The sequence below is a fragment of the Bacillus thermotolerans genome, assembly GCF_000812025.2.
In the GTDB taxonomy this organism is placed as follows: domain Bacteria; phylum Bacillota; class Bacilli; order Bacillales; family Domibacillaceae; genus Quasibacillus; species Quasibacillus thermotolerans.
This window is the reverse complement of sequence record NZ_JWJE02000002.1, coordinates 119453-143787: the sequence shown is the minus strand read 5'-3', so window position 1 is coordinate 143787 and position 24335 is coordinate 119453. Positions and strand designations below refer to the sequence as shown.

22 protein-coding genes and 2 pseudogenes are annotated in these 24335 nt (G+C 44.3%); all 24 read left to right on the top strand.

Features of this window, described 5'->3' with window-relative positions; genetic code table 11:
- Positions 1–21 precede the first annotated feature (21 nt).
- The 24 genes and pseudogenes from rimP to QY97_RS01655 all read left to right on the top strand — a co-directional run bounded on the left by rimP (position 22) and on the right by QY97_RS01655 (position 24134).
- Entirely contained in the window at positions 22–492 is a 471-nt protein-coding gene (gene rimP, locus QY97_RS01770; protein ID WP_039232655.1) for a ribosome maturation factor RimP, read from the top strand.
- A 99-nt stretch (positions 493–591) separates the two neighbouring features.
- Positions 592–1737, top strand: a complete 1146-nt coding sequence (nusA, locus tag QY97_RS01765; RefSeq protein ID WP_039232651.1) for a transcription termination factor NusA — start codon at positions 592–594, stop codon at positions 1735–1737.
- Positions 1738–1750: 13 nt separating this feature from the next.
- Complete coding sequence (gene rnpM / locus QY97_RS01760; protein ID WP_039232648.1) at positions 1751–2029, top strand: RNase P modulator RnpM; 279 nt, start codon at positions 1751–1753, stop codon at positions 2027–2029.
- Complete coding sequence (locus QY97_RS01755) at positions 2029–2346, top strand: YlxQ family RNA-binding protein (protein ID WP_039232646.1); 318 nt, start codon at positions 2029–2031, stop codon at positions 2344–2346. The genes rnpM and QY97_RS01755 overlap by 1 nt, the downstream gene beginning before the upstream one ends.
- 237 nt (positions 2347–2583) lie before the next feature.
- A pseudogene (gene infB, locus QY97_RS01750) lies at positions 2584–4479 on the top strand (translation initiation factor IF-2); the annotation flags it as partial.
- Complete coding sequence (locus QY97_RS01745; protein WP_039232644.1) at positions 4476–4754, top strand: DUF503 domain-containing protein; 279 nt, start codon at positions 4476–4478, stop codon at positions 4752–4754. The pseudogene infB and the gene QY97_RS01745, both read left to right, overlap by 4 nt.
- Before the next feature lie 13 nt (positions 4755–4767).
- Complete coding sequence (rbfA, locus tag QY97_RS01740) at positions 4768–5121, top strand: 30S ribosome-binding factor RbfA (RefSeq protein WP_039232641.1); 354 nt, start codon at positions 4768–4770, stop codon at positions 5119–5121.
- 112 nt (positions 5122–5233) lie between these two features.
- Complete coding sequence (gene truB, locus QY97_RS01735) at positions 5234–6142, top strand: tRNA pseudouridine(55) synthase TruB (RefSeq protein WP_039232638.1); 909 nt, start codon at positions 5234–5236, stop codon at positions 6140–6142.
- 18 nt (positions 6143–6160) lie between these two features.
- A complete protein-coding gene (gene ribF, locus QY97_RS01730; protein ID WP_039232634.1) occupies positions 6161–7108 on the top strand; it encodes a bifunctional riboflavin kinase/FAD synthetase in 948 nt (315 codons plus the stop codon).
- 127 nt (positions 7109–7235) lie between these two features.
- Positions 7236–7505 (top strand): 30S ribosomal protein S15, encoded by a 270-nt coding sequence (gene rpsO / locus QY97_RS01725; RefSeq protein ID WP_039232630.1) that lies wholly within the window; start codon positions 7236–7238, stop codon positions 7503–7505.
- 230 nt (positions 7506–7735) lie between these two features.
- A pseudogene (pnp, locus tag QY97_RS01720) lies at positions 7736–9859 on the top strand (polyribonucleotide nucleotidyltransferase).
- A 162-nt stretch (positions 9860–10021) separates the two neighbouring features.
- Positions 10022–10444 carry an organic hydroperoxide resistance protein gene (locus QY97_RS01715; protein ID WP_039232627.1) on the top strand — a complete coding sequence of 141 codons (423 nt, stop codon included), beginning with the start codon at positions 10022–10024 and terminating at the stop codon, positions 10442–10444.
- A 165-nt stretch (positions 10445–10609) separates the two neighbouring features.
- Entirely contained in the window at positions 10610–11584 is a 975-nt protein-coding gene (locus QY97_RS01710; protein ID WP_039232625.1) for a polysaccharide deacetylase family protein, read from the top strand.
- Between the two features lie 44 nt (positions 11585–11628).
- Positions 11629–12864, top strand: a complete 1236-nt coding sequence (locus QY97_RS01705) for a M16 family metallopeptidase (RefSeq protein WP_039232623.1) — start codon at positions 11629–11631, stop codon at positions 12862–12864.
- A gap of 136 nt (positions 12865–13000) precedes the next feature.
- On the top strand, positions 13001–13885 hold the full coding sequence (gene dpaA / locus QY97_RS01700) for a dipicolinic acid synthetase subunit A (protein ID WP_039232792.1): 885 nt from the start codon (positions 13001–13003) through the stop codon (positions 13883–13885).
- A gap of 15 nt (positions 13886–13900) precedes the next feature.
- On the top strand, positions 13901–14500 hold the full coding sequence (locus QY97_RS01695) for a dipicolinate synthase subunit B (protein WP_039232621.1): 600 nt from the start codon (positions 13901–13903) through the stop codon (positions 14498–14500).
- 155 nt (positions 14501–14655) lie between these two features.
- Entirely contained in the window at positions 14656–15708 is a 1053-nt protein-coding gene (gene asd / locus QY97_RS01690; protein ID WP_039232617.1) for an aspartate-semialdehyde dehydrogenase, read from the top strand.
- 42 nt (positions 15709–15750) lie between these two features.
- Positions 15751–16992, top strand: coding sequence for an aspartate kinase (gene dapG, locus QY97_RS01685; protein WP_039232613.1), 1242 nt, complete (start codon positions 15751–15753; stop codon positions 16990–16992).
- Positions 16993–17021: 29 nt separating this feature from the next.
- Positions 17022–17885 (top strand): 4-hydroxy-tetrahydrodipicolinate synthase, encoded by an 864-nt coding sequence (dapA, locus tag QY97_RS01680; protein WP_039232610.1) that lies wholly within the window; start codon positions 17022–17024, stop codon positions 17883–17885.
- Positions 17886–18046: 161 nt separating this feature from the next.
- On the top strand, positions 18047–19714 hold the full coding sequence (locus QY97_RS01675; protein ID WP_039232608.1) for a ribonuclease J: 1668 nt from the start codon (positions 18047–18049) through the stop codon (positions 19712–19714).
- Between the two features lie 200 nt (positions 19715–19914).
- On the top strand, positions 19915–20649 hold the full coding sequence (locus tag QY97_RS01670) for a ClpP family protease (RefSeq protein ID WP_125444156.1): 735 nt from the start codon (positions 19915–19917) through the stop codon (positions 20647–20649).
- The gene (locus tag QY97_RS01665) at positions 20646–20849 is read left to right on the top strand and encodes a YlzJ-like family protein (protein WP_039232602.1); all 204 of its coding nucleotides are present in this window, start codon (positions 20646–20648) and stop codon (positions 20847–20849) included. Before QY97_RS01670 ends, QY97_RS01665 begins: the two co-directional genes overlap by 4 nt.
- Positions 20850–20958: 109 nt before the next feature.
- Positions 20959–23295, top strand: a complete 2337-nt coding sequence (locus QY97_RS01660) for a DNA translocase FtsK (RefSeq protein ID WP_039232599.1) — start codon at positions 20959–20961, stop codon at positions 23293–23295.
- A 113-nt stretch (positions 23296–23408) separates the two neighbouring features.
- Entirely contained in the window at positions 23409–24134 is a 726-nt protein-coding gene (locus tag QY97_RS01655) for a GntR family transcriptional regulator (protein WP_039232597.1), read from the top strand.
- Positions 24135–24335: the final 201 nt, after the last annotated feature.

The following is a 24335-nucleotide window of genomic DNA, read 5'->3' as shown; positions in this document are numbered from 1 at the left end:
GATTCAACCAGGAGGGTATGTATGAGTAAAGTCACTGAAACAGTTGAACAGTTAGTACAGCCAATTATAGAAAAGATGAATTTAGAACTGGTCGATATTGAATACGTGAAGGAAGGACAGAGCTGGTTCCTGCGTGTTTATATTGATAAGGAACAAGGAGTCGATATTGAAGAGTGCGGCCTTGTCAGCGAACAGCTGAGCGAAAAGCTCGATGAGGTAGACCCTATTCCGCACAATTATTTTCTTGAGGTTTCTTCACCAGGAGCTGAGCGGCCGCTGAAGAAAGTAAGAGACTATGAACGTGCGGTCGGTAAACGCGTTCATGTAAAGCTGTATGAGCCGATTGATGGCGAGAAGGAATTTGAAGGTACGCTTGTATCGTTTGAAGATGAAGAGTTAACAGTAGAGTACTTAGTGAAAACAAGAAAGAAGCAAATAGTAATTCCATTAGAAAAAGTGGCGAAAGCACGTCTGGCGGTCTCTTTTTCTTAAGGAGAGCTAATGGCTGGATCAGCCAGCTGACAAGTGATACAGCCATTGCTCCTCTCTGTTTGACAGCGTTATTTATTATATAAGGGGGCGGAAAGTCCAATGAGCACTGAACTGTATGATGCTCTTTTGTATTTGGAGAAGGAAAAAGGAATTGAGCGCAACTTAATTATTGAAGCAATTGAAGCTGCTCTCGTTTCCGCGTATAAAAGAAATTTCAACCAGGCGCAAAATGTGCGTGTAGATTTAAACCTTGAAACAGGCACGATGAGAGTGTTTGCCCGCAAGGAAGTGGTTGAGGAAGTATTTGACTCTCGCCTTGAAATTTCAATGGCAGATGCCCGGGAAATTAACCCGGCTTATGAGCTAGGAGATATTGTCGAGCTTGAAGTTACACCAAAAGATTTTGGACGCATCGCTGCACAGACAGCAAAACAAGTGGTGACACAACGTGTGCGGGAAGCGGAAAGAGGAATTATTTATTCTGAATTTATCGACCGCGAAGAAGACATCATGACCGGTATCGTCCAGCGTCAAGATTCCCGCTTCATCTATGTAAGCCTTGGCAAAATTGAAGCACTGCTGCCGCTTTCTGAGCAAATGCCAAATGAAAGCTACAAGCCCCATGACCGCATTAAAGTCTACATTACAAAAGTAGAACGGACGACAAAAGGACCGCAAATCTTTGTTTCAAGAACTCACCCGGGCCTTCTAAAGAGACTTTTCGAAATTGAAGTGCCGGAAATTTTCGACGGCTCTGTGGAGATTCGTTCGGTTGCCCGTGAAGCAGGAGATCGTTCAAAAATTTCTGTTTACGCCGAGAATCCAGAGATTGATCCGGTGGGCGCTTGTGTTGGACCAAAAGGCAGCCGTGTCCAAGCGATCGTCAATGAATTAAAAGGTGAGAAAATTGATATCGTTAAGTGGTCAGAGGATCCAGTGGAATTCGTTGCCAATGCGCTGAGTCCATCAAAGGTAGTGGATGTGCAGGTCAATGAAGAAGCGAAAGCTACCACGGTAGTCGTACCGGATTACCAGTTGTCACTTGCAATTGGAAAACGCGGACAGAACGCCCGCCTGGCAGCAAAATTAACAGGTTGGAAGATTGATATTAAGAGTGAGACTGATGCCCGGGAAGAAGGAGTTTATCCGCGCGAAAACATCTCCGCCGCTTCAGAAGAAGCTGAAGATACGAAGAGCGTGAAAGACGAAGACGCTTATGACTTTTTCTCCGAAGAAATCGAATAAGAGGTGAAGAAGAATGGCTCGTCCGAAAAAAGTGCCGCTGAGAAAGTGTGTAGCAACCGGGGAAATGAAAGATAAGAAGGAAATGCTGCGCGTGGTTCGTTCAAAAGAAGGTGACGTGTCCCTTGATCTAACAGGCAAGAAGGCTGGACGCGGTGCTTACGTATCAAAATCCAGAGAGGCTGTAGAACTTGCCAAATCCAAGGGGATTTTAGCAAGACAGTTGAATGCGGAAATACCAGACAGCATATTCGAGGAGCTTCTGTCCTATACAGAGAAGGAGACGAATAGCTGATGAATGAACCTCAGTGGGCAAAGCTGTTAGGATTAGCTAACAGAGCGCGTAAAGTGATCTCAGGCGAAGAGCTGTCAGTAAAAGAGATTCAGAAAGGCCGGGCAAAACTGGTTCTGCTTTCAGCCGACGCTTCTCCAAACACAAAGAAAAAGATTCAGGATAAGACAGCTTATTACGAAGTGCCGCTTAAGTGGATCGATAACCGTTACATTCTTGGTCAGGCGATCGGCAAGGAGGCCCGCGTAGTAGCTGCAGTGACAGACGCAGGATTTGCAAAAAAGCTGTCGAGCCTGCTTGACTCGCCTGAGCAGAAGTAAGACAGCACCGGTCACAATTAAAAAAGAAAAATTAAGTAAAGAGGTCATAGAGCAACTGAAGAAGTCGGATGTAGAAGTCTCTAACCATATGACTGTTATTACGAGGAGGCTATACAAAAATTGGATAAATCAATTTCAAATCAACAAAAAAACCAATCAAATGCAAGCAATCAAAAGGGACGTCAAAATAAGCCGGCAGCCAGCGGCGGAAATGGCCGGCCTGGAAGCAAAGGGGCTTCTGGACAGAAAAACTCTCCTCAAAAAGGATTTAATCAAGCAAAAGGGAATAATAAAGCTCAAGGGAGAGGAAAGAAGCAGGGCAATAAGCAAAGACAGACAAAGCCTGTTGCTCCTCAGCCTAAGAAAGTGAAGGAGCTTCCAGAGAAGATTACGTTCTCAGGCTCGTTAACGGTTTCTGAACTAGCAAAGAAATTAAACCGCGAGCCGTCTGAAATTATTAAAAAGCTATTTATGCTCGGAGTAATGGCCACAATTAACCAGGAGCTTGACAGCGATGCTATTGAGCTGGTTGCGGGCGAATATGGCGTAGAAGTAGAAGAGGAAATTCTGATCGATAAAACAGATCTTGAAACTTACTTCGAAGAGGAAGAAGACGAAGGTAAGCTCGTGGAACGCCCAGCTGTTGTAACTATTATGGGTCACGTTGACCATGGAAAAACGACGCTTCTTGATTCCATCCGCCACACGAAAGTAACAGAAGGAGAAGCCGGAGGAATCACTCAGCATATTGGTGCTTATCAAATTGAAGCAAATGATAAGAAAATTACTTTCCTTGATACACCAGGACATGCGGCGTTTACAACAATGCGTGCTCGCGGAGCGAAAATCACAGATATTACGATCCTTGTGGTAGCTGCAGACGATGGTGTCATGCCGCAAACCGTTGAAGCGATTAACCATGCAAAGGCTGCAGAGGTTCCGATCATTGTAGCAGTGAACAAAATTGATAAGCCGACAGCTAACCCAGACCGTGTGATGCAGGAACTGACAGAGCACGGGTTAATACCGGAGGATTGGGGCGGCGATACTATTTTCGTTCCTCTATCAGCGTTAACAGGAGAAGGGATCGACCAGCTTCTTGAAATGATCCTTCTTGTGGCAGAAGTTGAAGAACTTAAGGCGAATCCTGAACGGCGGGCAATTGGTACAGTAGTAGAAGCTGAACTTGATAAAGGCCGCGGTTCGGTCGCTACATTACTTGTCCAAAACGGCACTTTACATGTAGGAGACCCAATCGTTGTTGGTAACACGTTTGGCCGCGTACGGGCGATGGTCAATGATATTGGTCGCCGGATTAAATCAGCGGGACCTTCCACACCGGTTGAAATTACAGGGCTGCAGGATGTACCGCTTGCCGGTGATCGTTTCGTGGTATTCGCGGATGAGAAAACTGCACGCCATGTTGGTGAAATACGTGCCCAAGAAGCTTTACAGGCGCAGCGCAGTGAAAAGTCCAGAGTCAGCTTGGATAACTTGTTTGAGCAAATGAAACAAGGGGAAATGAAAGATTTAAATATCGTATTAAAAGCTGACGTACAAGGATCATTAGAAGCTGTAGCTGCTGCTCTTCAGAAAATCGAGGTAGAAGGTGTCAATGTTAAGATCATCCATACAGGTGTGGGAGCTATTACTGAATCTGACATTATCCTTGCTTCGGCTTCCAATGCGATTGTCATTGGATTTAATGTTCGCCCGGACGTAAATGCGAAGCGGGCAGCGGAAGCAGAGGAAGTAGATGTTCGTCTGCACCGCATCATTTATAAAGTCATCGAAGAGATCGAGGCGGCGATGAAAGGGATGCTGGACCCTGAATTCCAAGAGAAAATTATTGGTCAGGCGGAAGTGCGTCAAACATTCAAGGTTTCTAAAGTAGGAACAATTGCCGGCTCTTATGTAACAGACGGCAAGATTACACGCGACAGCGGCGTACGCTTAATCCGTGATGGCATTGTAATCTTTGAAGGCGAGGTCGATGCACTAAAACGCTTTAAAGATGACGCCAAAGAAGTCAGCCAAGGATATGAGTGTGGAATTACCATTAAGAACTTCAACGATGTGAAAGAGGGCGACATAATCGAAGCCTTTATTGAGGAAGAAATCGAGCGAAAATGATCGGTTATGCTGAAGTGGAGTATCTCATCTATGAGGCACACTCATTAAAGGAAAAACGGGCTGTTTTGCAGCGTACCACTACGCGCTTGAAACAAAAGTTAAATGTCTCCGTAGCGGAAGTGGACCACCAGGATGTATGGCAGCGTACAAAAATTGCTATAGCAACGGTGGCTTCCTCTAGAAAGGCGGCAGAGAGAGAATTGGAAAATGCTTTGCATTTTCTGGATTCCTTCCCTGAGTGGGAGCGGCTCTCTGTTTCCTATGAATGGTTATAGTGAGGTGAAAAAGATGAGTCTTCGTTCAAACCGTGTAGGTGAACAAATGAAGAAAGAGCTGACGGATATTTTGAGCCGGAAGGTAAAAGATCCGCGAGTCGGCTTTGTAACTGTAACGGATGTGGAAGTAACAGGTGATCTTCAGCAGGCGAAAGTGTATATTACTGTTCTCGGGAACGAACAGGATCGTGAAGGCACATTGAAAGCTTTAGCAAAGGCGAAGGGATTTATCCGTTCGGAAGTTGGACAGAGAATCCGTCTTCGCAAAACACCTGAATTAATTTTTGAGTTTGATGAGTCCGTTGAATATGGCAACAGGATTGATACGCTGTTGAGAGAGATCGACAGCGGCTCAGCAGACCGTTAATAACGAAACAAGGTTCTGGCCTCTATAGTAACTGTAATATAGACACTCTTTTCTATATTCTTTTTCCTTAGGGGTTCAGGGCCTTTTTCTATGTTGAAAGGAGAGAATGGCGATGGATGGAATCCTTCCCCTTTGGAAAGAAAAAGGAATGACTTCTCACGATTGCGTCTTTAAGGTACGTAAAATCTTAAAGATGAAGAAGGTAGGTCATACAGGTACTTTAGACCCGGATGTAGAAGGGGTGCTTCCTATTTGTCTAGGACGAGCAACAAAGTTAGCTGATTACATAATGAACAGCGGAAAGACGTATGAAGGCGAGGTGACCCTCGGAGCCTCTACAACGACAGAGGACGCTTCCGGTGAAGTTGTCGAACAGACAACGGTACGTGCAGCGATCTCTAGAAAGGAGATTCTTCAAGTTCTTCAGTCCTTAACCGGCCATATCACTCAAACGCCTCCTATGTTTTCTGCTGTAAAAGTCAATGGAAAACGTCTATATGAATACGCCCGCCAAGGCATTGAGGTGGAACGTCCTTCGAGAACAGTAACTATTCATCACATCGAGCTGTTAGACGACAGGGAAGTGTTCACAGGCGAGAAGATCCGTTTTTCGTTCCGCGTGTCCTGCAGCAAAGGAACTTACATACGCACGCTTGCTGTTATGATTGGGGAGCGTCTCGGCTATCCGGCCCACATGTCTAATCTTGTACGCACCTCCTCTGGCGGGTTTACGGCAGACGAATGCTTAACCTTGCATGAGCTGGAAGAATTAACTCAGAAGGAAGAGGCTTCATCTGTTTTACGCCCTTTGGAAAGAGGCGTGAATGATTTGCCCAAATGGCACATAAGTGATACATTAGCAAAGAAAGTAGCAAACGGCGCCGTATTGGATCTTCCTGAAAACTGGCCGAATCAGGCACAGGAAGCAGCTGTTCTGCAAGAGAACAGACTGCTGGCAATTTATCAATTGCATTCAGAGAAAACAGGGAAGATAAAGCCGGTTAAAGTATTAGCTGATTGATGGAAGACAGGTGAAAAAATGAAAATCTATACGCTTCATCATCCTCATAATATAGAAAAAAGCGATTTGCCTCCTTTAGTCATGGCGCTTGGGTTTTTTGATGGTGTGCACCTTGGGCACCAGCAAGTAATCGGAACAGCTGTGGAGAAAGCAAATCAGCAGGGGGCGAAAAGTGCAGTAATGACCTTTGACCCGCACCCATCGATTGTGCTTGGCCATAAACATAAACAAGTGCAATATATCACGCCTCTCGAGGAGAAAATCAAAAGAATTGAATTGCTTGGTGTTGATTATTTCTTTGTTGTGCGGTTTACCTCCAGCTTTGCTGCACTTAATCCTCAAGAATTTATAGATAGTTATATTATTGGCTTAAATGTCCGGCATGTAGTGGCAGGGTTTGACTATACATATGGCAGGTTAGGGAAAGGAACGATGGAGACCCTTCCTTTTCATTCGCGAGAGGCCTTTACTTTCACGACTGTCGAGAAACTGGAGGACAGCGAAGAGAAGATCAGCTCTACCAGGATCCGCCAGCTTCTTAATGAAGGAGAAGTAGCAGAAGCGTCCCGTTTGCTTGGCCGGCCGTATGAAGTAAAAGGCACAGTCATCCACGGAGATAAGAGAGGTCGGAAAATCGGATTCCCTACAGCGAATATAGAGGTAGAACAAGAGTGCTTAGTTCCTCAATCGGGTGTTTATGCAGTGAAGGTGAAAATAAAAGAGGAATGGTATAATGGAGTATGTAACATCGGATACCGCCCTACCTTTAAAAACCCGGACGAGCGCTCTTTATCGATAGAAGTTCATATTTTTGATTTTAAACAGTCTATATATGGTGAGGAAGTAACTGTAAAGTGGTATACGCGCCTGCGGGGGGAGCAAAAATTTGACGGTATCGAAGCGCTGGTTGCACAAATTGACAGGGATAAGCAAAAAGCGATAGATTACTTGAAGAAGCTTGATTAAATGGTTGCGTTAAAGAGAAAAATCATGTATGATAAGTGAGTCATTACAAGGAACCTTTGCGAGGCAGTACGCCACTCCAGCGCCTGCTTGGTAACAGGGGATTTTTAAAAATTAAGGAGGAATTAAAATGGCATTAACACAAGAACGTAAAAACGAAATTATCAATGAGTTCAAAACTCACGAGAACGATACAGGTTCACCAGAAGTACAGGTGGCTGTACTTACAGAGCAAATCAATACATTGAATGAGCATTTACGTACTCATAAAAAAGACCATCATTCACGTCGCGGTTTGTTAAAAATGGTTGGACGCCGTCGTAACCTATTAACATACCTTCGTAACAAAGATGTTCAACGCTATCGTGAATTAATTCAAAGACTTGGCTTACGTCGCTAAGCTGCCAAAAAGCGGGATACACTCCCGCTTTTTTGTTAGGGTAAAAATAAATGGAAATAAATAACACATATTTTTTAATAAAACATGACTAACTTATGATTTTTAGTGAAAAATACATAAGATAAGTAAATCCGAGGGATTTGGCTTTGCATGAGGGAAAACGAATGCTATGCTATTAGTTAGGATTAACAGACATGTTATATTTTATCGATATAGAGAGGGGTTCATTTATGGAGCAAGGGAAACAAACATTTTCCATAGAATGGGCAGGCCGTGAACTAACTGTTGAAGTTGGTCAGGTCGCTAAGCAAGCAAATGGAGCGGCGCTTATCCGCTACGGAGAGACGGTCGTTTTGAGTACAGCTACGGCTTCAAAAGAAGCAAAGCCGTTTGACTTTTTTCCGTTAACAGTAAATTATGAGGAACGTTTATATGCAGTAGGTAAAATTCCTGGGGGATTTATCAAGCGTGAGGGACGCCCTAGTGAGAAAGCGACTTTAGCAAGCCGTTTGATTGACCGGCCGATCCGTCCGCTATTTGCGGAAGGCTTCCGTAACGAAGTGCAGGTAATCAGCATGGTAATGAGTGTAGATCAAAACTGTTCATCGGAAATGGCAGCTATGTTTGGTTCATCACTTGCACTGAGCATCTCTGACATTCCGTTTGAAGGCCCAATTGCTGGCGTGATTGTCGGACGCATTAATGATGAGTTCATTATTAATCCATCTGTAGAGTAGCTTGAACAGAGTGATTTGCATCTAACAGTTGCCGGTACAAAAGACGCTATCAACATGGTCGAGGCAGGCGCTGATGAGGTGCCGGAAGAAGTTATGCTTGAAGCCATTATGTTTGGCCATGAAGAAATCAAACGCCTGGTCGCTTTCCAGGAGGAGATTGCAGCAGCAGTCGGCAAAGAGAAGATGGAAATTACTCTTTATGAAGTCGATGCAGACATCGAAGGGCAAGTTCGCTCTATGTGTGAAACGGAAATGATTCAAGCTATTCAAGTGCAGGAAAAGCATGCTCGTGAAGATGCGATTCAAGCTGTTAAGCAATCCGTCATTGAAGAATTCACTGCTAAAGAAGCAGATGAAGAAACGATGAAACAAGTGTCTCAAATTCTGGATAAGATTGTAAAAGAAGAAGTCCGTCGCTTGATTACTGAAGAGAAAGTAAGACCAGATGGCCGGAAAGTGGATGAAATTCGCCCGCTTGCTTCCGAAGTCGGGTTACTGCCTCGCACGCACGGCTCTGGATTATTTACACGTGGACAAACCCAAGTGCTTAGCATATGTACACTCGGAGCATTAGGAGATGTTCAAATCCTAGATGGGCTTGGTGTAGAAGAATCGAAGCGCTTTATGCATCATTATAACTTCCCTGCGTTTAGTGTCGGGGAAACACGTCCGCTCCGTGCACCAGGCCGCCGCGAAATTGGCCATGGGGCTCTTGGTGAACGTGCACTTGAACCGGTTATTCCAAGCGAAAAGGATTTTCCATATACGATTCGCCTTGTTTCTGAGGTGCTTGAGTCGAATGGATCCTCTTCACAAGCAAGTATTTGTGCCAGTACGATGGCGATGATGGATGCAGGTGTACCGATTAAAGCATCGGTCGCTGGGATTGCGATGGGTCTTGTGAAATCTGGAGAACATTATACGGTTTTATCAGATATTCAAGGTATGGAAGACCATTTGGGCGACATGGATTTCAAGGTTGCTGGTACGTCTAAAGGTGTAACTGCCCTGCAGATGGATATTAAGATTGAGGGCTTGAACCGGGAAATTCTAGAAGAGGCGCTTCAACAAGCAAAGCAGGGCCGAATGTATATTCTAGAGCATATGAATGAGACGATTTCAGAGCCGCGTGAGGAATTGTCCGCTTATGCGCCGAAGATCTTAACAATGACCATTAACCCGGATAAAATCCGTGATGTTATTGGGCCAAGCGGCAAGCAAATTAACAAGATTATTGAAGAAACAGACGTAAAAATTGATATCGAACAAGATGGTACAATTTTCATTTCTTCTGTAAATGCCAAGAACAACCAAGCAGCGAAGAAAATTATTGAAGACATTGTTCGTGAAGTAGAAGTAGGACAGTTATATGACGGAACTGTCAAGCGTATTGAGAAGTTTGGTGCGTTTGTAGAACTCTTCCCTGGCAAAGATGGTCTTGTTCATATTTCCGAGCTTGCTGAAGAGAGAGTGCGCAAGGTCGAAGATGTCGTATCCATCGGAGATAAGCTGTTAGTTAAGGTCATCGAGATCGATAACCAGGGACGCGTGAATCTTTCTCGTAAAGCTGTCTTAAAGGAGCAGAAAGAAGCGGCTGATACGAACGAGAACGCTTAACTTTTCCAGGGATCTAAAATATAAAGCCTTTATCTTTATTTTGATTTCTGTCTCTCCGTGCTGCAAGCTGTTTCCTTTTGTTTAGGCTTTCTAGATAGGGGAATAGTAATGTGCGTAGAGCAAGCAGGGTTGGAAATTAGATAAAGGAGATGAGACTGCAAGATGTCAGATACTTTATTTACCGCAACAGCAACGGCTTCTGGAGGACGAGAAGGAAGAGTTCAATCATCGGATGATGTTATTAATATGGACACTGCCATGCCAGGTACTCCAAGAGCTAAGAAGCTCGATGCAGCCACAAACCCGGAACAATTATTTGCGGCTGGATATGCAGCTTGCTTTGATAGCGCGCTTCAATTAGTTGCCAGCAAAGCTCGGGTGAAGTTTGAGTCAGAGGTGACAGCAAATGTGAGCTTGATGAAAGATGATGCCGATCAAGGCTTTAAATTAGCGGTCACCCTGCAGGTAAAAGGAACCGATATTGAAAAAAGTCAATTAGAAGAATTGGTTCATCAAGCACATCAAGTTTGTCCTTACTCCAAAGCAACAAGAGGGAACATTGAAGTGACCTTGGAGGTACAGTAACAATCTTTCTTTAAATGGTAGGCTGTCTCGCGGTACACCATTCATTGATACACATCTTCTTTCTGTATTGTTAAGAAACCAGAGGGTATTTCCTCTGGTTTTTTGTCATGTTCTACTTCTTTTAAATTATTCATAATTTTAAAACTATAGAAGGGGGCATGGACAATGCAGAAAATAAAACATATGATGAGTATATTAATCATGCTTATGATCAGTTGGCTGCTCATTGGGAGTCAAGCAGTAGAGAGCTACCTCGGTCAATTAAAAAGTGAAGCAGAATTTGTATACAAACCGACCCAGCCGCTGCTGGCTAAAATAAAGAAAGAAGCGGAAGAACGAAAAAAAGAGCCTCAAGATGCCAAGGTTGATCCTGTGTGGAAAGCTACCCCCGGTTATAATGGAATAGAAGTTGATATAGAAAAGTCCTATCAATCAATGAAGGAGGAAGGGGAGTTCACAGAGAGCCGCTTAATTTATAAGCAAATACCACCTAAGGTTCACTTAGATGATCTTCCACCTTCCCCTATTTACAGAGGACATCCAGACAAGCCGATGGTCAGTCTGGCTATTAATGTGGCATGGGGAGAAGAATATTTACCGAAAATGCTGGAAGTGTTGAAAAAGCATTCCGTTCATGCTACTTTTTTCTTTGAGGGTCAATGGGTAAAAAAGAACCCAGATCTGGCTAAAATGGTAATAAAAGCCGGGCATGAAGGGGGAAATCATTCCTATACTCATCCAGATATGGCTGTTTTAAGTGAAGTGCGCACCAAAGAAGAGATGGAAAAAACCAATGAGGTGATCGAATCAGTAACAGGTATGCGACCTTCGTTATTTGCTCCCCCGAGCGGAAGCTTTACTGACCAAACGGTCAAAGCTGCCCGCCAGCTAGATATGTATACGATTTTATGGACAGTGGATACGGTTGACTGGAAGAAACCATCGCCTGATGTGCTGATTAACCGTGTCATGAGCCGCGTCCATCCCGGTGCGATCATCTTGATGCATCCAACTGAGGTTACTTCTTCCTCCTTAGATACATTAATTAAGCAACTCAAAGCAAAACAGTTTAAAGTAGATACTGTAACAAACTTGTTAAATGAAACAAGAATCATTTCACATAAAGCGACTGATCAGTAATTAAAGATGAATTTTACAACAGCTGCACGACTAGGAGGATTACATTGATAAAAAAGTTTGTTTGTGATAACGGAGTTAGAATTGTACTAGAAGAAATACCAACTGTGCGCTCAGCAGCGATCGGTGTCTGGATTGGAACAGGTTCAAGAGATGAGACACCGGAAAACAACGGGATTTCTCATTTTCTAGAACATATGTTTTTTAAAGGGACCGAGACGAAGTCGGCGAAGGATATAGCCGAGGGTTTTGACAGCATCGGCGGTCAAGTGAATGCGTTCACGTCGAAAGAGTACACATGCTATTATGCGAAGGTTCTTGATAATCATGCGCCATATGCACTGAATATGCTCGCTGATATGTTTTTTAATTCTACTTTTATTAAGGAAGAAATGGATAAAGAGAAAAGTGTCGTAGCTGAAGAAATTAAGATGTATGAAGATACACCTGATGATATTGTGCACGATATGTTAAGTAAGGCTGTATTCCAGGATCACCCGCTCGGCTACTCCATTCTCGGAACGGAAGAGACGCTCGCTTCCTTTACAAGGGACAAATTAAAGCAATATATGCATGATATGTATACGCCTGATCGGATTGTCATTTCGATTGCAGGTAATGTAAAGCCTGAATTGATCGAAAAAGCGTCGGAGCTTTTCGGTTCCTTTAAAGGAGGCAGCCGGCCAGCTGCTAGTGCACCGCCACAGGTAGCAACGGAAAAGATGACTCGGAAGAAGGATACCGAGCAGGCTCATCTTTGCCTTGGTTTTGAAGGCTTGCCGATTGGGCATGAAAGTGTCTACAGTTTAATTGTGTTAAACAATATTCTAGGGGGAAGCATGTCCTCACGCTTATTCCAGGAAGTACGCGAGGAACGCGGGCTTGCCTATTCAGTTTTCTCTTATCATTCCGCTTTCCGTGACAGCGGCTTGATGACAATATATGGTGGAACAGGAGCAAACCAGCTGGACGAACTCTTCTCGACTATTCAAAGGACGCTGGCTTCCTTAAAGGAAAAGGGAGTCAACGAGAAAGAGGTACGTAACAGCAAGGAGCAGCTCAAAGCCAGTTTAATGATGAGCCTTGAGAGTACGAATAGCCGGATGAGCCGGAATGGCAAGAATGAATTGCTGCTCAAGGAGCATCGCTCGCTTGATGAGATTGTCCGTTTGATTGATCAAGTCAGCATTGATAGTGTAAATAAACTGGGCAATCGCATGTTCGAGGGTGACTTCTCTGCTTCACTGATCAGTCCAGAGGGCAAGCTGCCCATAAATATGTAATAAAATATATCCACAAAAAGCTTCTGCTTACCCGGCAGAAGCTTTTTTCTATAAGCTAGGCGAAATAGCTCACCGAAATGAGCCTCCTTCATACAATATAAAAGTAGAAAGGAGAGACAAAAGGACGGTGGAGGGAATGCTGACTGATCTTCAAGTAGCCGTTTTAGGAGGAGATGCTCGTCAGATAGAGATTATTAGAAAGCTAACAGAGCTTGATGCCAAGGTGTATCTAGCAGGATTTGACCAGCTCGAGCAGAGTTTTACGGGGGCAGTAAAGGAAAGGGTAGAGGACCTGCCTTTTGAACATCTAGATGCGCTCGTGCTGCCGGTAGCCGGTATAAAGGCGACAGGTGAAATTGAAACAGTTTTTTCATCTGAACCCATCTATTTAACAAGAGAGATGCTTAAGAAAACGCCAGCACACTGTTCTATTTTTACAGGGATTAGCCCGCCGCTTCTGACAGAGATGGCAAAAGAGGCTGATAGAAAGCTTATTCGCTTGTTCGATCGCAATGACGTGGCCATTTACAATTCTATTCCAACGGCAGAAGGGGCCGTCATGATGGCTATCCAGCACACTGATTTCACCATTCACGGCTCTACTGTGGCTGTCCTCGGTATGGGGCGAGTAGGAATGAGCACAGCAAGAGTTTTTCATAATCTAGGTGCAAAGGTGAAAGCGGGTGCCAGAAAAAGCGAGCACTTTGCCCGGGCGATAGAGATGGGCTTAACCCCGTTTGCTATCGATCAGCTTCCCCAACAGTCGGAATCACTAGATATCATCATTAACACCATACCTTCTCTAGTTATTACCCCTCAATCAATTGCAAGAATGAAACCACATACACTGATCATTGACCTTGCTTCTAAACCGGGTGGAACTGATTTTCGGTTTGCTCAAAAGCGTGGAATTAAAGCGATTCTTGCCCTCGGCCTGCCTGGGATTGTAGCCCCGAAAACAGCGGGACAGATTCTAGCAGGAGTGCTGACGGAATTATTAAAAGATAATAATTTGCAATGAAAGGAGAGAAGCGAATTGTCGCTAAAAGGAAAGCGGATTGGTTTTGGAATTACAGGCTCTCATTGTACGTACGAGGAGGTTTATCCTCAGATTAAGAAGCTCATGGAGTTGGGGGCAGAAGTAGTTCCCGTTGTTTCAGCGACGGTGAAGGGAACAGGCACTCGCTTCGGTGAAGCGGGAGAATGGGTAGAGAAGATTGAAAAGGTTACAGGAAAAAAAGTTATTGATTCTATTGTGGATGCCGAACCGCTTGGCCCAAAGTATCCACTTGACTGCATGGTCATTGCTCCGTTGACAGGAAATTCTCTCAGCAAGTTAGCCAATGCTCTTACGGACTCTCCGGTTCTCATGGCTACCAAAGCGACGCTTCGTAATTTGAAGCCGGTGGTTGTTGGTATTTCTACGAACGACGCTCTCGGACTAAATGGTGTGAACATTATGAGACTGATGTCTGTAAAGAATATTTATTTCATTCCCTTTGGTCAGGATGATCCCGTTAAAAAGCCAAATTCAATGGTTGCGCGTATGAGCAGTCTGCCAGAGACGATTGAGGCAGCTCTGCAGGGCAAACAGATACAGCCAGTTGTTATTGAACGTTTTAAAGATGGGAGTTGATGTCTCCCTCTTTTTTCTCTTTTTTTTTAGAACTAGACCATTTATGATGTTATTGTGTTAAAATAGTAGCTATTGAATGTGCTGAATATTATAGTATTTATATGAATTACATAGGCACGAATTTATTTACAGAATAGGGAAAGGGGAAATGGATGATGACTAATAAAGGGTTTCACGTAGCCGTTGTAGGTGCGACTGGAGCAGTTGGCCAGCAAATGATTCGCACTCTAGAAGAGAGAGATTTTCCAATTCGTCAGCTAACGCTGCTTTCATCGGCCCGTTCTGCCGGAAAAACGGTAAGCTATAAAGGGGAAGAAATTGTCGTTCAAGAAGCAAAGCCGGAAAGCTTTGAAGGAGTAGACATCGCCCTGTTCAGTGCAGGGGGCAGTGTATCTAAGAAGTTTGCACCGGAAGCTGTAAAGCGCGGTGCGATCGTCGTAGATAACACAAGTGCATACCGGATGGATGAAGAGGTACCCCTTGTTGTGCCGGAAGTGAATAAAGAAGATTTGAAGAATCATAAAGGGATTATTGCCAACCCGAACTGCTCAACCATTCAAATGGTTGCTGCGTTAGAGCCGATTCGCCAGGCATACGGCTTGAAGAAGGTTCTCGTTTCAACCTACCAGGCTGTATCAGGTGCGGGTAAAGAAGCAATTGATGAAATGTATAACCAGACTCAGGAAATTCTTGATGGAAAAGAGATCAAGCCGGAAATTCTGCCGGTAGGAGGCGACAAAAAGCACTACCAAATTGCTTTCAATGCGATTCCGCAAATTGATAAATTCCAAGATAACGGTTTTACTTTCGAGGAAATGAAAATGATCAATGAAACAAAGAAAATTATGCATATGCCTGAGCTTAGTGTAGCAGCTACCTGTGTGCGTCTTCCGGTAGAAACAGGCCATTCAGAGTCTGTTTACTTTGAAGTGGAAACGCAAGGTCTGTCAGCAGAAGACATCAAAAGCAAGTTATCTGGCGCGCCCGGCGTGGTTTTACAGGACCAGCCTGAAGAGCAAATCTATCCAATGCCTGCTGATTGCGTAGGCAAGAAAGAAATATTTGTTGGACGGGTGCGTAAAGACCTGGATGAGGATACAGGCTTCCATATGTGGGTCGTTGCTGACAACCTGCTGAAAGGCGCTGCCTGGAACTCTGTCCAAATTGCTGAAACGCTTATTGATATGGAAATTGTAAAGGAAAAGTAATAGCCGGATAATCTCATTAAGGAAACGCAGAGGTGTTTGATAGTGAAAATTATTGTGCAAAAATTTGGTGGCACATCCGTTCGCGATAAAGAAGCACGCGAGCATGCCAAACGTCATATCGAAGCAGCGATGAAAGAAGGCTATAAAGTAGTCGTAGTCGTATCTGCTATGGGCCGTAAAGGGGATCCGTATGCAACAGACACGCTTTACTCTTTAGTAAACGGGACAGACACAAGGCTGTCAGCCAGGGAACAGGATGCTCTCCTATCATGCGGGGAAGTCATATCCAGTCTTGTCTTCACGAATATGCTTCTTGAGAGCGATATTGCCGCTTGTGCGTTAAATGGCACTCAAGCAGGATTTATCACAAATGATGATCACACGAATGCCAAAATCCTTAAAATGAGATGCGACCGACTATTAAAGGAATTAGAATCACATGATGTAGTAGTTGTAGCTGGCTTTCAGGGAGCTGCAAAAACGGGCGACGTAACAACAATCGGCCGCGGAGGAAGCGATACCTCCGCTGCCGCTCTTGGTGCTGCATTGAAAGCAGAATGGGTAGACATCTTTACCGACGTGGAAGGAATCATGACGGCCGACCCGCGTCTGACTAAAAAGGCACGCCCGCTGTCTGTTGTAACATATAATGAAGTGTGCAACATGGCGTATCAAGGGGCAAAGGTGATCCATCCTCGTGCGGTAGAAATTGCTATGCAGGCAAAGGTGCCTATCCGCATACGTTCTACCTATTCTTCTGGCGTTGGCACGCTTGTAACTTCTATTACAAAACCGAACCAAGGGCTTGATGTAAGAGAGCGGCTTGTAACTGGTATTGCGCATGTTAGCGATGTAGCTCAAATTAAGGTGCAAGCGAAAAAAGATCGATACGATGTACAGGCGGAAGTGTTTAAAGCAATGGCTAATGAAAAGATTAGTGTAGATTTTATTAATATCTCTCCTACAGGTGTAATATATACTGTTGCCGGAAACACAGCTGATCGGGCGATTGAAGTGCTAGAAGATATGGGTTACAAACCGGAAGTAGAAAGAGAGTGCGCGAAAGTATCAGTAGTAGGTGCAGGAATGACAGGTGTTCCAGGCGTAACATCCAAAATCGTCACGGCCCTCTCTGAGCAGGGTGTCCGCATTCTCCAATCTGCCGATAGCCATACAACCATTTGGGTTCTTGTGAAAAATGAGGAGCTCGTAACAGCAGTTAATGCCCTTCACGACGCTTTTCTCCTGCACGAGGACCACGTAGAATACGAAGAGAATAAGTAAGTCAGTGTTTGAATGAAGGAGGAATTCGTATGGTTTCTTTCGGACGGGTGTCGACGGCAATGGTGACGCCATTTGACTCAAAAGGAAACATCGATTTTGAAAAAACAACTAGATTAATCGATTATTTAATTAACAATGGAACGGACTCCCTTGTTGTTGCCGGTACAACGGGAGAGTCACCTACTTTAACGGCAGAAGAGAAAGTCGCTCTGTTCCAGCATGCGGTAAAGGCATCGGCTGGACGTGTGCCGGTAATTGCGGGAACAGGAAGCAACAACACACACCAGTCAATTGAATTGACGAAAAAAGCAGAGGCAGCAGGCGTAGATGCGATTATGCTTGTTGCTCCTTACTATAATAAGCCGAGTCAAGAAGGGCTGTACCAGCACTTTAAGGTGATTGCTGAGGCTACCAGCCTGCCGGTGATGGTGTATAATGTTCCTGGCAGAACGAGTGTGAATATTGCCCCGGAAACTATTATTCGGCTGTCGAAAGTACCAAACATCATTGCTGTCAAAGAAGCCAGCGGAGATCTAGATGCTGCTACAGCTATTATTGCGGGAACAGACGATGATTTCCAAGTATACAGTGGGGATGATAGTCTTACACTTCCTATGCTGGCAATCGGCGGAGACGGTGTCGTATCAGTCGCGTCTCATGTTGCCGGGAATGAAATGCAGCAAATGGTTGCCGCTTTCTTAAATGGAGACTTTAAGCAGGCTGCCAAGCTGCATCAAAAATTTGTTCCGTTAGTAAAAGGTTTGTTTGCTGCACCGAGCCCAGTTCCAGTGAAAACAGCTTTACAGATTAAAGGACTTGATATGGGATCCGTTCGGCTGCCGCTCATTCCTCTTACGGAGGAAGAGAGAGCTTCCCTGCAAAAGCTATTATAATCCCTCCTCACTCTGTGCCATCAAAAGCGCAGAGTGAGGTTTTTTTTTGCTTCCTTTTCCTCTTCCGATAGATAGTATTGGCTTTACTTTCCTAGATACTTTATAATAGACGTAATGTTGTGATAGGACGGGTTGTTCTTAAGTATAGGAGGAAATCTAGAGTGGGCAAGAAGAAAAATGAATTAATAAAAGTCATTCCGCTTGGCGGAGTGGGGGAAATTGGAAAGAACATGACAGTCATCGAAGTGGATGAAGAAATTTTTATTATTGATAGCGGCTTAATGTTCCCTGAGAATGAAATGCTGGGAATTGATATTGTCATCCCTGACATTTCTTATTTAGTCGAAAATAAAGACCGAATTAAAGGAATTTTCCTAACACATGGACATGAAGATGCGATCGGCTCTTTAGGATATATCCTCCGACAAGTTAAAGCGCCAGTGTACGGAACGAAGCTGACGCTTGCTTTGGCTAAAATGCGGCTGAGAGAAGAGAATGTAAGAGAAGAGGTTAAATATTATACCGTTCATTCTAATTCGCGTTTGCGGTTTGACGGAGTAGAGGTAACGTTCTTCCGGACTACCCACAGTATTCCGGATTCTGTCGGTGTAGCGATTCACACATCAGAGGGAGCGATCGTTCATACGGGTGAATTTAAATTTGATCAGGCGGCAACAGGAGCCTATGAGCCTGATATCGGAAAGATGGCTCAACTCGGCAAAGAAGGCGTGTTTTTGCTGTTATCTGATTCAACAGAGGCAGAGCGTCCCGGGTATACGACTTCTGAAGAAGTTATTGCTAGGCAATTATCCGATGCATTCCACTCAGCGAAAGGAAGAATTATTGTTGCCTCTTTTGCGTCTAATTTAATTCGTGTGCAGCAGGTGTTTGACGCGGCTTATGAAAATGGGCGAAAAATTGCAACTAGCGGAAAAAGCATACAGCGGGTAAATGACATTGCTATGAAGCTTGGATATTTAACTGTGCAGGAAGACGTGCTTATCAGCCTCCAGGATATTCATAAATACCCTGAGGATGAGGTTGTGATTTTAACGACCGGCCTGCAGGGAGAGCCGATTGAAGCGTTGCAAAAGATGGCAAAAGGCGCCAATAAGCATGTCAAAATTAAAGAGGGTGATACCGTGCTGATTACAGCCACACCTTCACCAGGGCTGGAAGTGCTCATGGCTAAAACTGTAGATTTACTCGCGCGAGCAGGAGCTAATGTGCTGACAGGAAGCCGGAAAGTGCATGTATCAGGTCATGGGTCTCAGGAAGACTTAAAGCTGATGCTGAACCTGATGAAACCGCGCTACTTTATTCCGATTCAAGGAGAATACCGCATGCTCACATCACATGCAAAGCTTGCTGCTAAAGTCGGAATTCCGGAAGAACATATTTTCATTCCGGAAAAGGGAGATGTCATTGAATATAAGAACGGCAAAATGCAAATGAGCGCAAAGGTGCCTGCCGGCAATGTGCTAATTGACGGTATTGGTGTTGGCGATGTAGGCAATATTGTTTTGCGTGACCGCAAGCTGCTTTCTCAGGATGGTATCTTTATTGTGGTTATTACACTCAGCAAGAAGCATAGACGAATCGTATCCGGCCCGGAAATCATTTCACGTGGCTTTGTATATGTAAGAGAATCAGAAAAACTAATGGAGCAATCCACAACCCTAATCACAAATACAGTAGAAAAAAATATGGCAGGCGAATCATTTGATTGGTCTAGCATTAAGCAAGACATTAAGGACCAGTTGAACTCCTTCCTGTTTGAAAAAACAAAGCGGAGACCAATGATCCTGCCGATCATTATGGAAGTATAGAAAGCGCTTAGTTTGCCCTATCATTAAATACTCTCCTCTTCGGGATGCTGTTTTCAGCTTTGCGGAGGGGAGAGTATTTGCTTTCAAATAGTGCCTGCTGGGCTCTCCTTTTACTTCCACTGTATAATAACGGCTAAGATGAAAAGAATATCTATATGAATCCGCTGGCTAAGTGCTGAAAGGAGTTAACGCATATGGATATGGAGAAAAAACCGCCAGAGGAAGCAGGGCAAGGGGAGCCGTCTGAAAAAACATCTTCCTCGCTAATGGAAAAGATTCAGCAGCTCGGACAAACGAATGTGCCGCAGCTTTCGAATGATACACCTATTCACTGCTTGACGATTATTGGACAAATTGAAGGTCACATGCAGCTTCCGCCTCAGAACAAGACAACTAAATATGAGCATGTGATCCCGCAGCTTGTAGCCATTGAACAAAACCCGTCTATCAAAGGTGTGTTAATTGTATTAAACACCGTTGGCGGCGACGTGGAAGCGGGACTGGCTATCTCAGAAATGATCGCCTCTTTGTCTAAGCCGACAGTTTCCATTGTTCTTGGAGGAGGGCATTCAATTGGGGTGCCTATCGCTGTTTCGTGTGATTATTCCTTCATTGCAGAATCGGCTACTATGACCATTCATCCAATTCGTTTAACGGGATTAGTTATTGGTGTGCCTCAAAGCTTTGAATACCTGGATAAGATGCAGGAAAGAGTCGTCAATTTCGTTACGAAGCATTCTTCTATTACCGAAGAAACCTTTAAAAATCTAATGCTGGCCAAGGGGAATTTAACGAGAGATATCGGGACAAATGTCGTGGGCAGGGATGCGGTGAAATATGGGCTGATCCAGGAGACAGGAGGGATCGGCGAAGCAATGAGTAAGCTGAATGAGCTGATTGCAGCAAGGGAAACAAAAGGGACGATGATTCAATGATTTTATATACGATGATGCCCCTAGAGCAAGTCTTTCCGCCAAATTATGAGGAGAACGGCATGGAGCTGGTAAACTGGAAAGGGATCCCCTTAATGGTTGAGCGAGCAGAGAACCAATACAAAGTGATCCGTATCATGAGTACCGATCCTGTCCACTATCTAGATGAATCGATTGCCCCCGGACAATTCATCTCTATGTAGATCAGGTTCAAATGCTGTAAATATGCATAATATGTTATAATAGGGAAAGCAGCCATACGCCGGCTGCTTTCTTATTTTTTTGTTTTAATCTAAGGGTTAGGTGGGGAATATGGCGAATAAAAAGAGAAAACCTTCTAAACGGACGACGAAGAAGTCAGCCCAGCTAAAACAAGCAATTCAGCTAGAATTGAGCGGAATTATTATGGTTGCTTTAAGTATTATCGGGATTATTCAACTCGGCGCAGTAGGAACAGCCTTTGTTTACTTTTTTCGCTTTTTCCTAGGAGAATGGTACATGTTAGGCTTTATTGGGATGATTGCCTATGGTGTTTACATCATGATGAAACGAAAGAAGCCATTTTTATTTTCGAGGAGACAAGCAGGAGGCTATATTATCCTTATTAGTATTTTGCTGTTAAGCCATGTAAAGCTGTTTGAGCTCTTAGGCAGCGGGCGTCCATTTAATGATCCTAGTGTCATTATTAATACGTGGGAACTGTATTGGCTTGAAGTGAGAGAAGGTATGACGATTAATAAAGATCTAGGCGGAGGTATGGTCGGTGCCTTGCTGTTTGCTGTTTCTTACTTTTTATTTGATACGTTAGGTACAAGGATATTAAGCTTTGTTCTGATTGTTATTGGTTTAATCCTGATCACTGGCCGCTCTCTTGGCGACACCTTTAATAAGCTGTTTGCCGCATTGAAGAAGGGATGGCAAAAGCAATGGCAGGCGTTTCTTCAGGATATGAAAGATTGGAAGGAAGAAAGACAAACGAAAAAATCAAAGCAAGCTGTACAGGATGAGCCATCCCCTAGTTCTGAAGCTGTTTCAAAGACAGAAATAGAGGACAGCTCTTATACGGCTTCAGAGCCGATCATTTCAAGCTTTGCGGAGGAGGCGTACCAAAGTACGGCTGCCTCTTCGGGGCAAAAGGAACAGGCAGCCCCGTCACAAACTATTGACAATGAGCAAGAAGATGCTCAGGCTCCTTCGATGTCTTTTACAGAAGTAGAGAATAAAGATTACAAGCTTCCTTCATTAAATTTACTGGGAAAGCCGAAACAAACGGATCAAAGCAAGGAATATAAACAAATCCATGCGAATGCTGCAAAGCTGGAGAGGACTTTCCAGAGCTTCGGCGTAAAAGCAAAGGTCACTCAAGTACACCTTGGTCCGGCGGTTACAAAGTATGAGGTGCATCCAGACATTGGTGTAAAGGTCAGCAAGATCGTTAATTTAAGCGACGACCTAGCGCTTGCCTTGGCAGCAAAGGATATCCGGATGGAAGCCCCGATCCCTGGCAAGTCGGCTATTGGTATCGAGGTGCCTAATTCCGAAGTAGCGATGGTTTCCTTGAGGGAGGTACTTGAAGCTACTGTTAATGAGAAGCCGAGTGCAAAGCTGCAGATCGCCTTTGGTCGTGATATTACCGGCAAAGCAATTACGGCGGAACTAAACAAAATGCCCCATCTGTTAGTAGCTGGGGCAACCGGCAGCGGAAAAAGCGTTTGCATTAATGGCATTATTACAAGTATCCTCATGCGTGCAAAGCCCCATGAAGTCAAGATGATGATGATTGACCCGAAAATGGTGGAATTGAATGTATATAACGGTATTCCGCACCTGCTCGCTCCAGTTGTAACGGATGCGAAAAAAGCTTCACAGGCATTAAAGAAGGTAGTCGGTGAAATGGAGCGCCGATATGATCTGTTTTCGCACAGCGGCACAAGAAATATTGAAGGCTACAATGCCTATGTGAGGCGCCAAAACGAAGAGACCGGCGAAAAACAGCCGCTCCTTCCATATATTGTTGTCATCGTAGATGAGCTTGCTGATTTAATGATGGTCGCTTCCAATGATGTAGAAGACGCCATTATGCGTTTAGCTCAAATGGCGAGAGCAGCAGGGATCCATTTAATTATCGCTACTCAGCGCCCATCGGTCGATGTAATTACCGGCGTTATTAAAGCAAATATCCCTTCAAGGATTGCGTTTGCTGTTTCTTCGGCTACAGATTCACGAACAATCTTGGACATGAGCGGAGCAGAGAAGCTGCTTGGCCGGGGAGATATGCTCTTCTTCCCAGCAGGCGCTTCAAAGCCGGTTCGCGTACAAGGGGCCTTTCTGTCGGATGAAGAGGTGGAAGAGGTTGTTGATTACGTGATCTCTCAACAAAAAGCTCAGTATCAGGAAGACATGATTCCAGAGGAGGTCCCTGAGAAGAAGGAGAAGGCAGAGGATGAACTGTACGAGGAGGCCGTACAGCTGGTGGCCGAAATGCAGACCGCTTCAGTTTCCATGCTTCAACGGCGTTTCCGGATCGGCTACAGCAGAGCTGCCAGGCTGATTGATGAAATGGAAATGCGTGGAGTTGTGGGCCCTTATGAAGGCAGCAAACCGCGTACTGTTTTAATTCCTAAGCCGACGGAGGAGACCATTCAATAGATAGACCTGTTATCAGGTGCTGCTGGCCGTTTCCGTTAAAAAGACAGGGTAAAGCGTATGATATTATAAGTGTGGAAAACTAAAGAATAGACAGAAAGAAAGCGGGTGATAACATGACAATTAAGCCGGATAGCCGGCATTTATATCTCCAAGTGATTGATCATTTAAAAAGAGATATTGAAGCCGGCGTTTACAAGGAAAAGGAAAAGCTCCCCTCTGAATTTGAGCTTTCTAAGCAGCTGGGAGTTAGCCGGGCTACTTTGAGAGAAGCATTGCGTATTCTTGAAGAGGAGAATGTCATTATCCGCAGACACGGTGTTGGAACATTTGTAAATGCTAAACCGTTGTTTACTTCAGGAATTGAGCAGCTCACGAGTGTAACAGATATGATTGTTCAGGCTGGTATGAAGCCGGGCACTATTTTCCTAAGCTCGAGCACCGAGCTGCCGTCAGAAGAAGAGCAGCGCCGTTTAGGATGCAGCTCCGATGAAGAATTGTTCGTTGTCGAACGGGTGCGCACGGCAAACGGCGAACCAGTTGTATACTGTCTGGATAAGATCCCTTTCAAATATTATCCTGAAGATCATCAATACAAGGAGGAGTCGCTTTTTTCTCTGTTTGATCGTTCAAGCAACCGTAAAATTTCTTATGCAGTCGCTCATATCGAACCGTTCGGCTATCATGAGAAGGTTTCTCCTATCTTAGAATGTGACCCGGAAACGGCTTTGCTCGCGCTAAAGCAGCTTCACTATGATGAGCAGGATAAAGCTGTTCTTTATTCCGTGAACTATTTTAAAGCAGACAAGTTTCGCTTTCATGTTTTGAGAAAGCGACTGTAGCCTCTCAGTCTGCATCTATCCGAACTAATGCTTTACATGAAAGACCGTCCGCTGTAGGACGGTTTTTGTGTAGAGCATTTTCTTTTTCAATCTTTTGACGTTTCTGTATAGTAAAAAGTAAGATTTCGTTAAATACAAGCATGAATCTATGAATAAACGGATAAAAATAAAGACATAGCTGTTTGGAGAAGGAGGGAATTT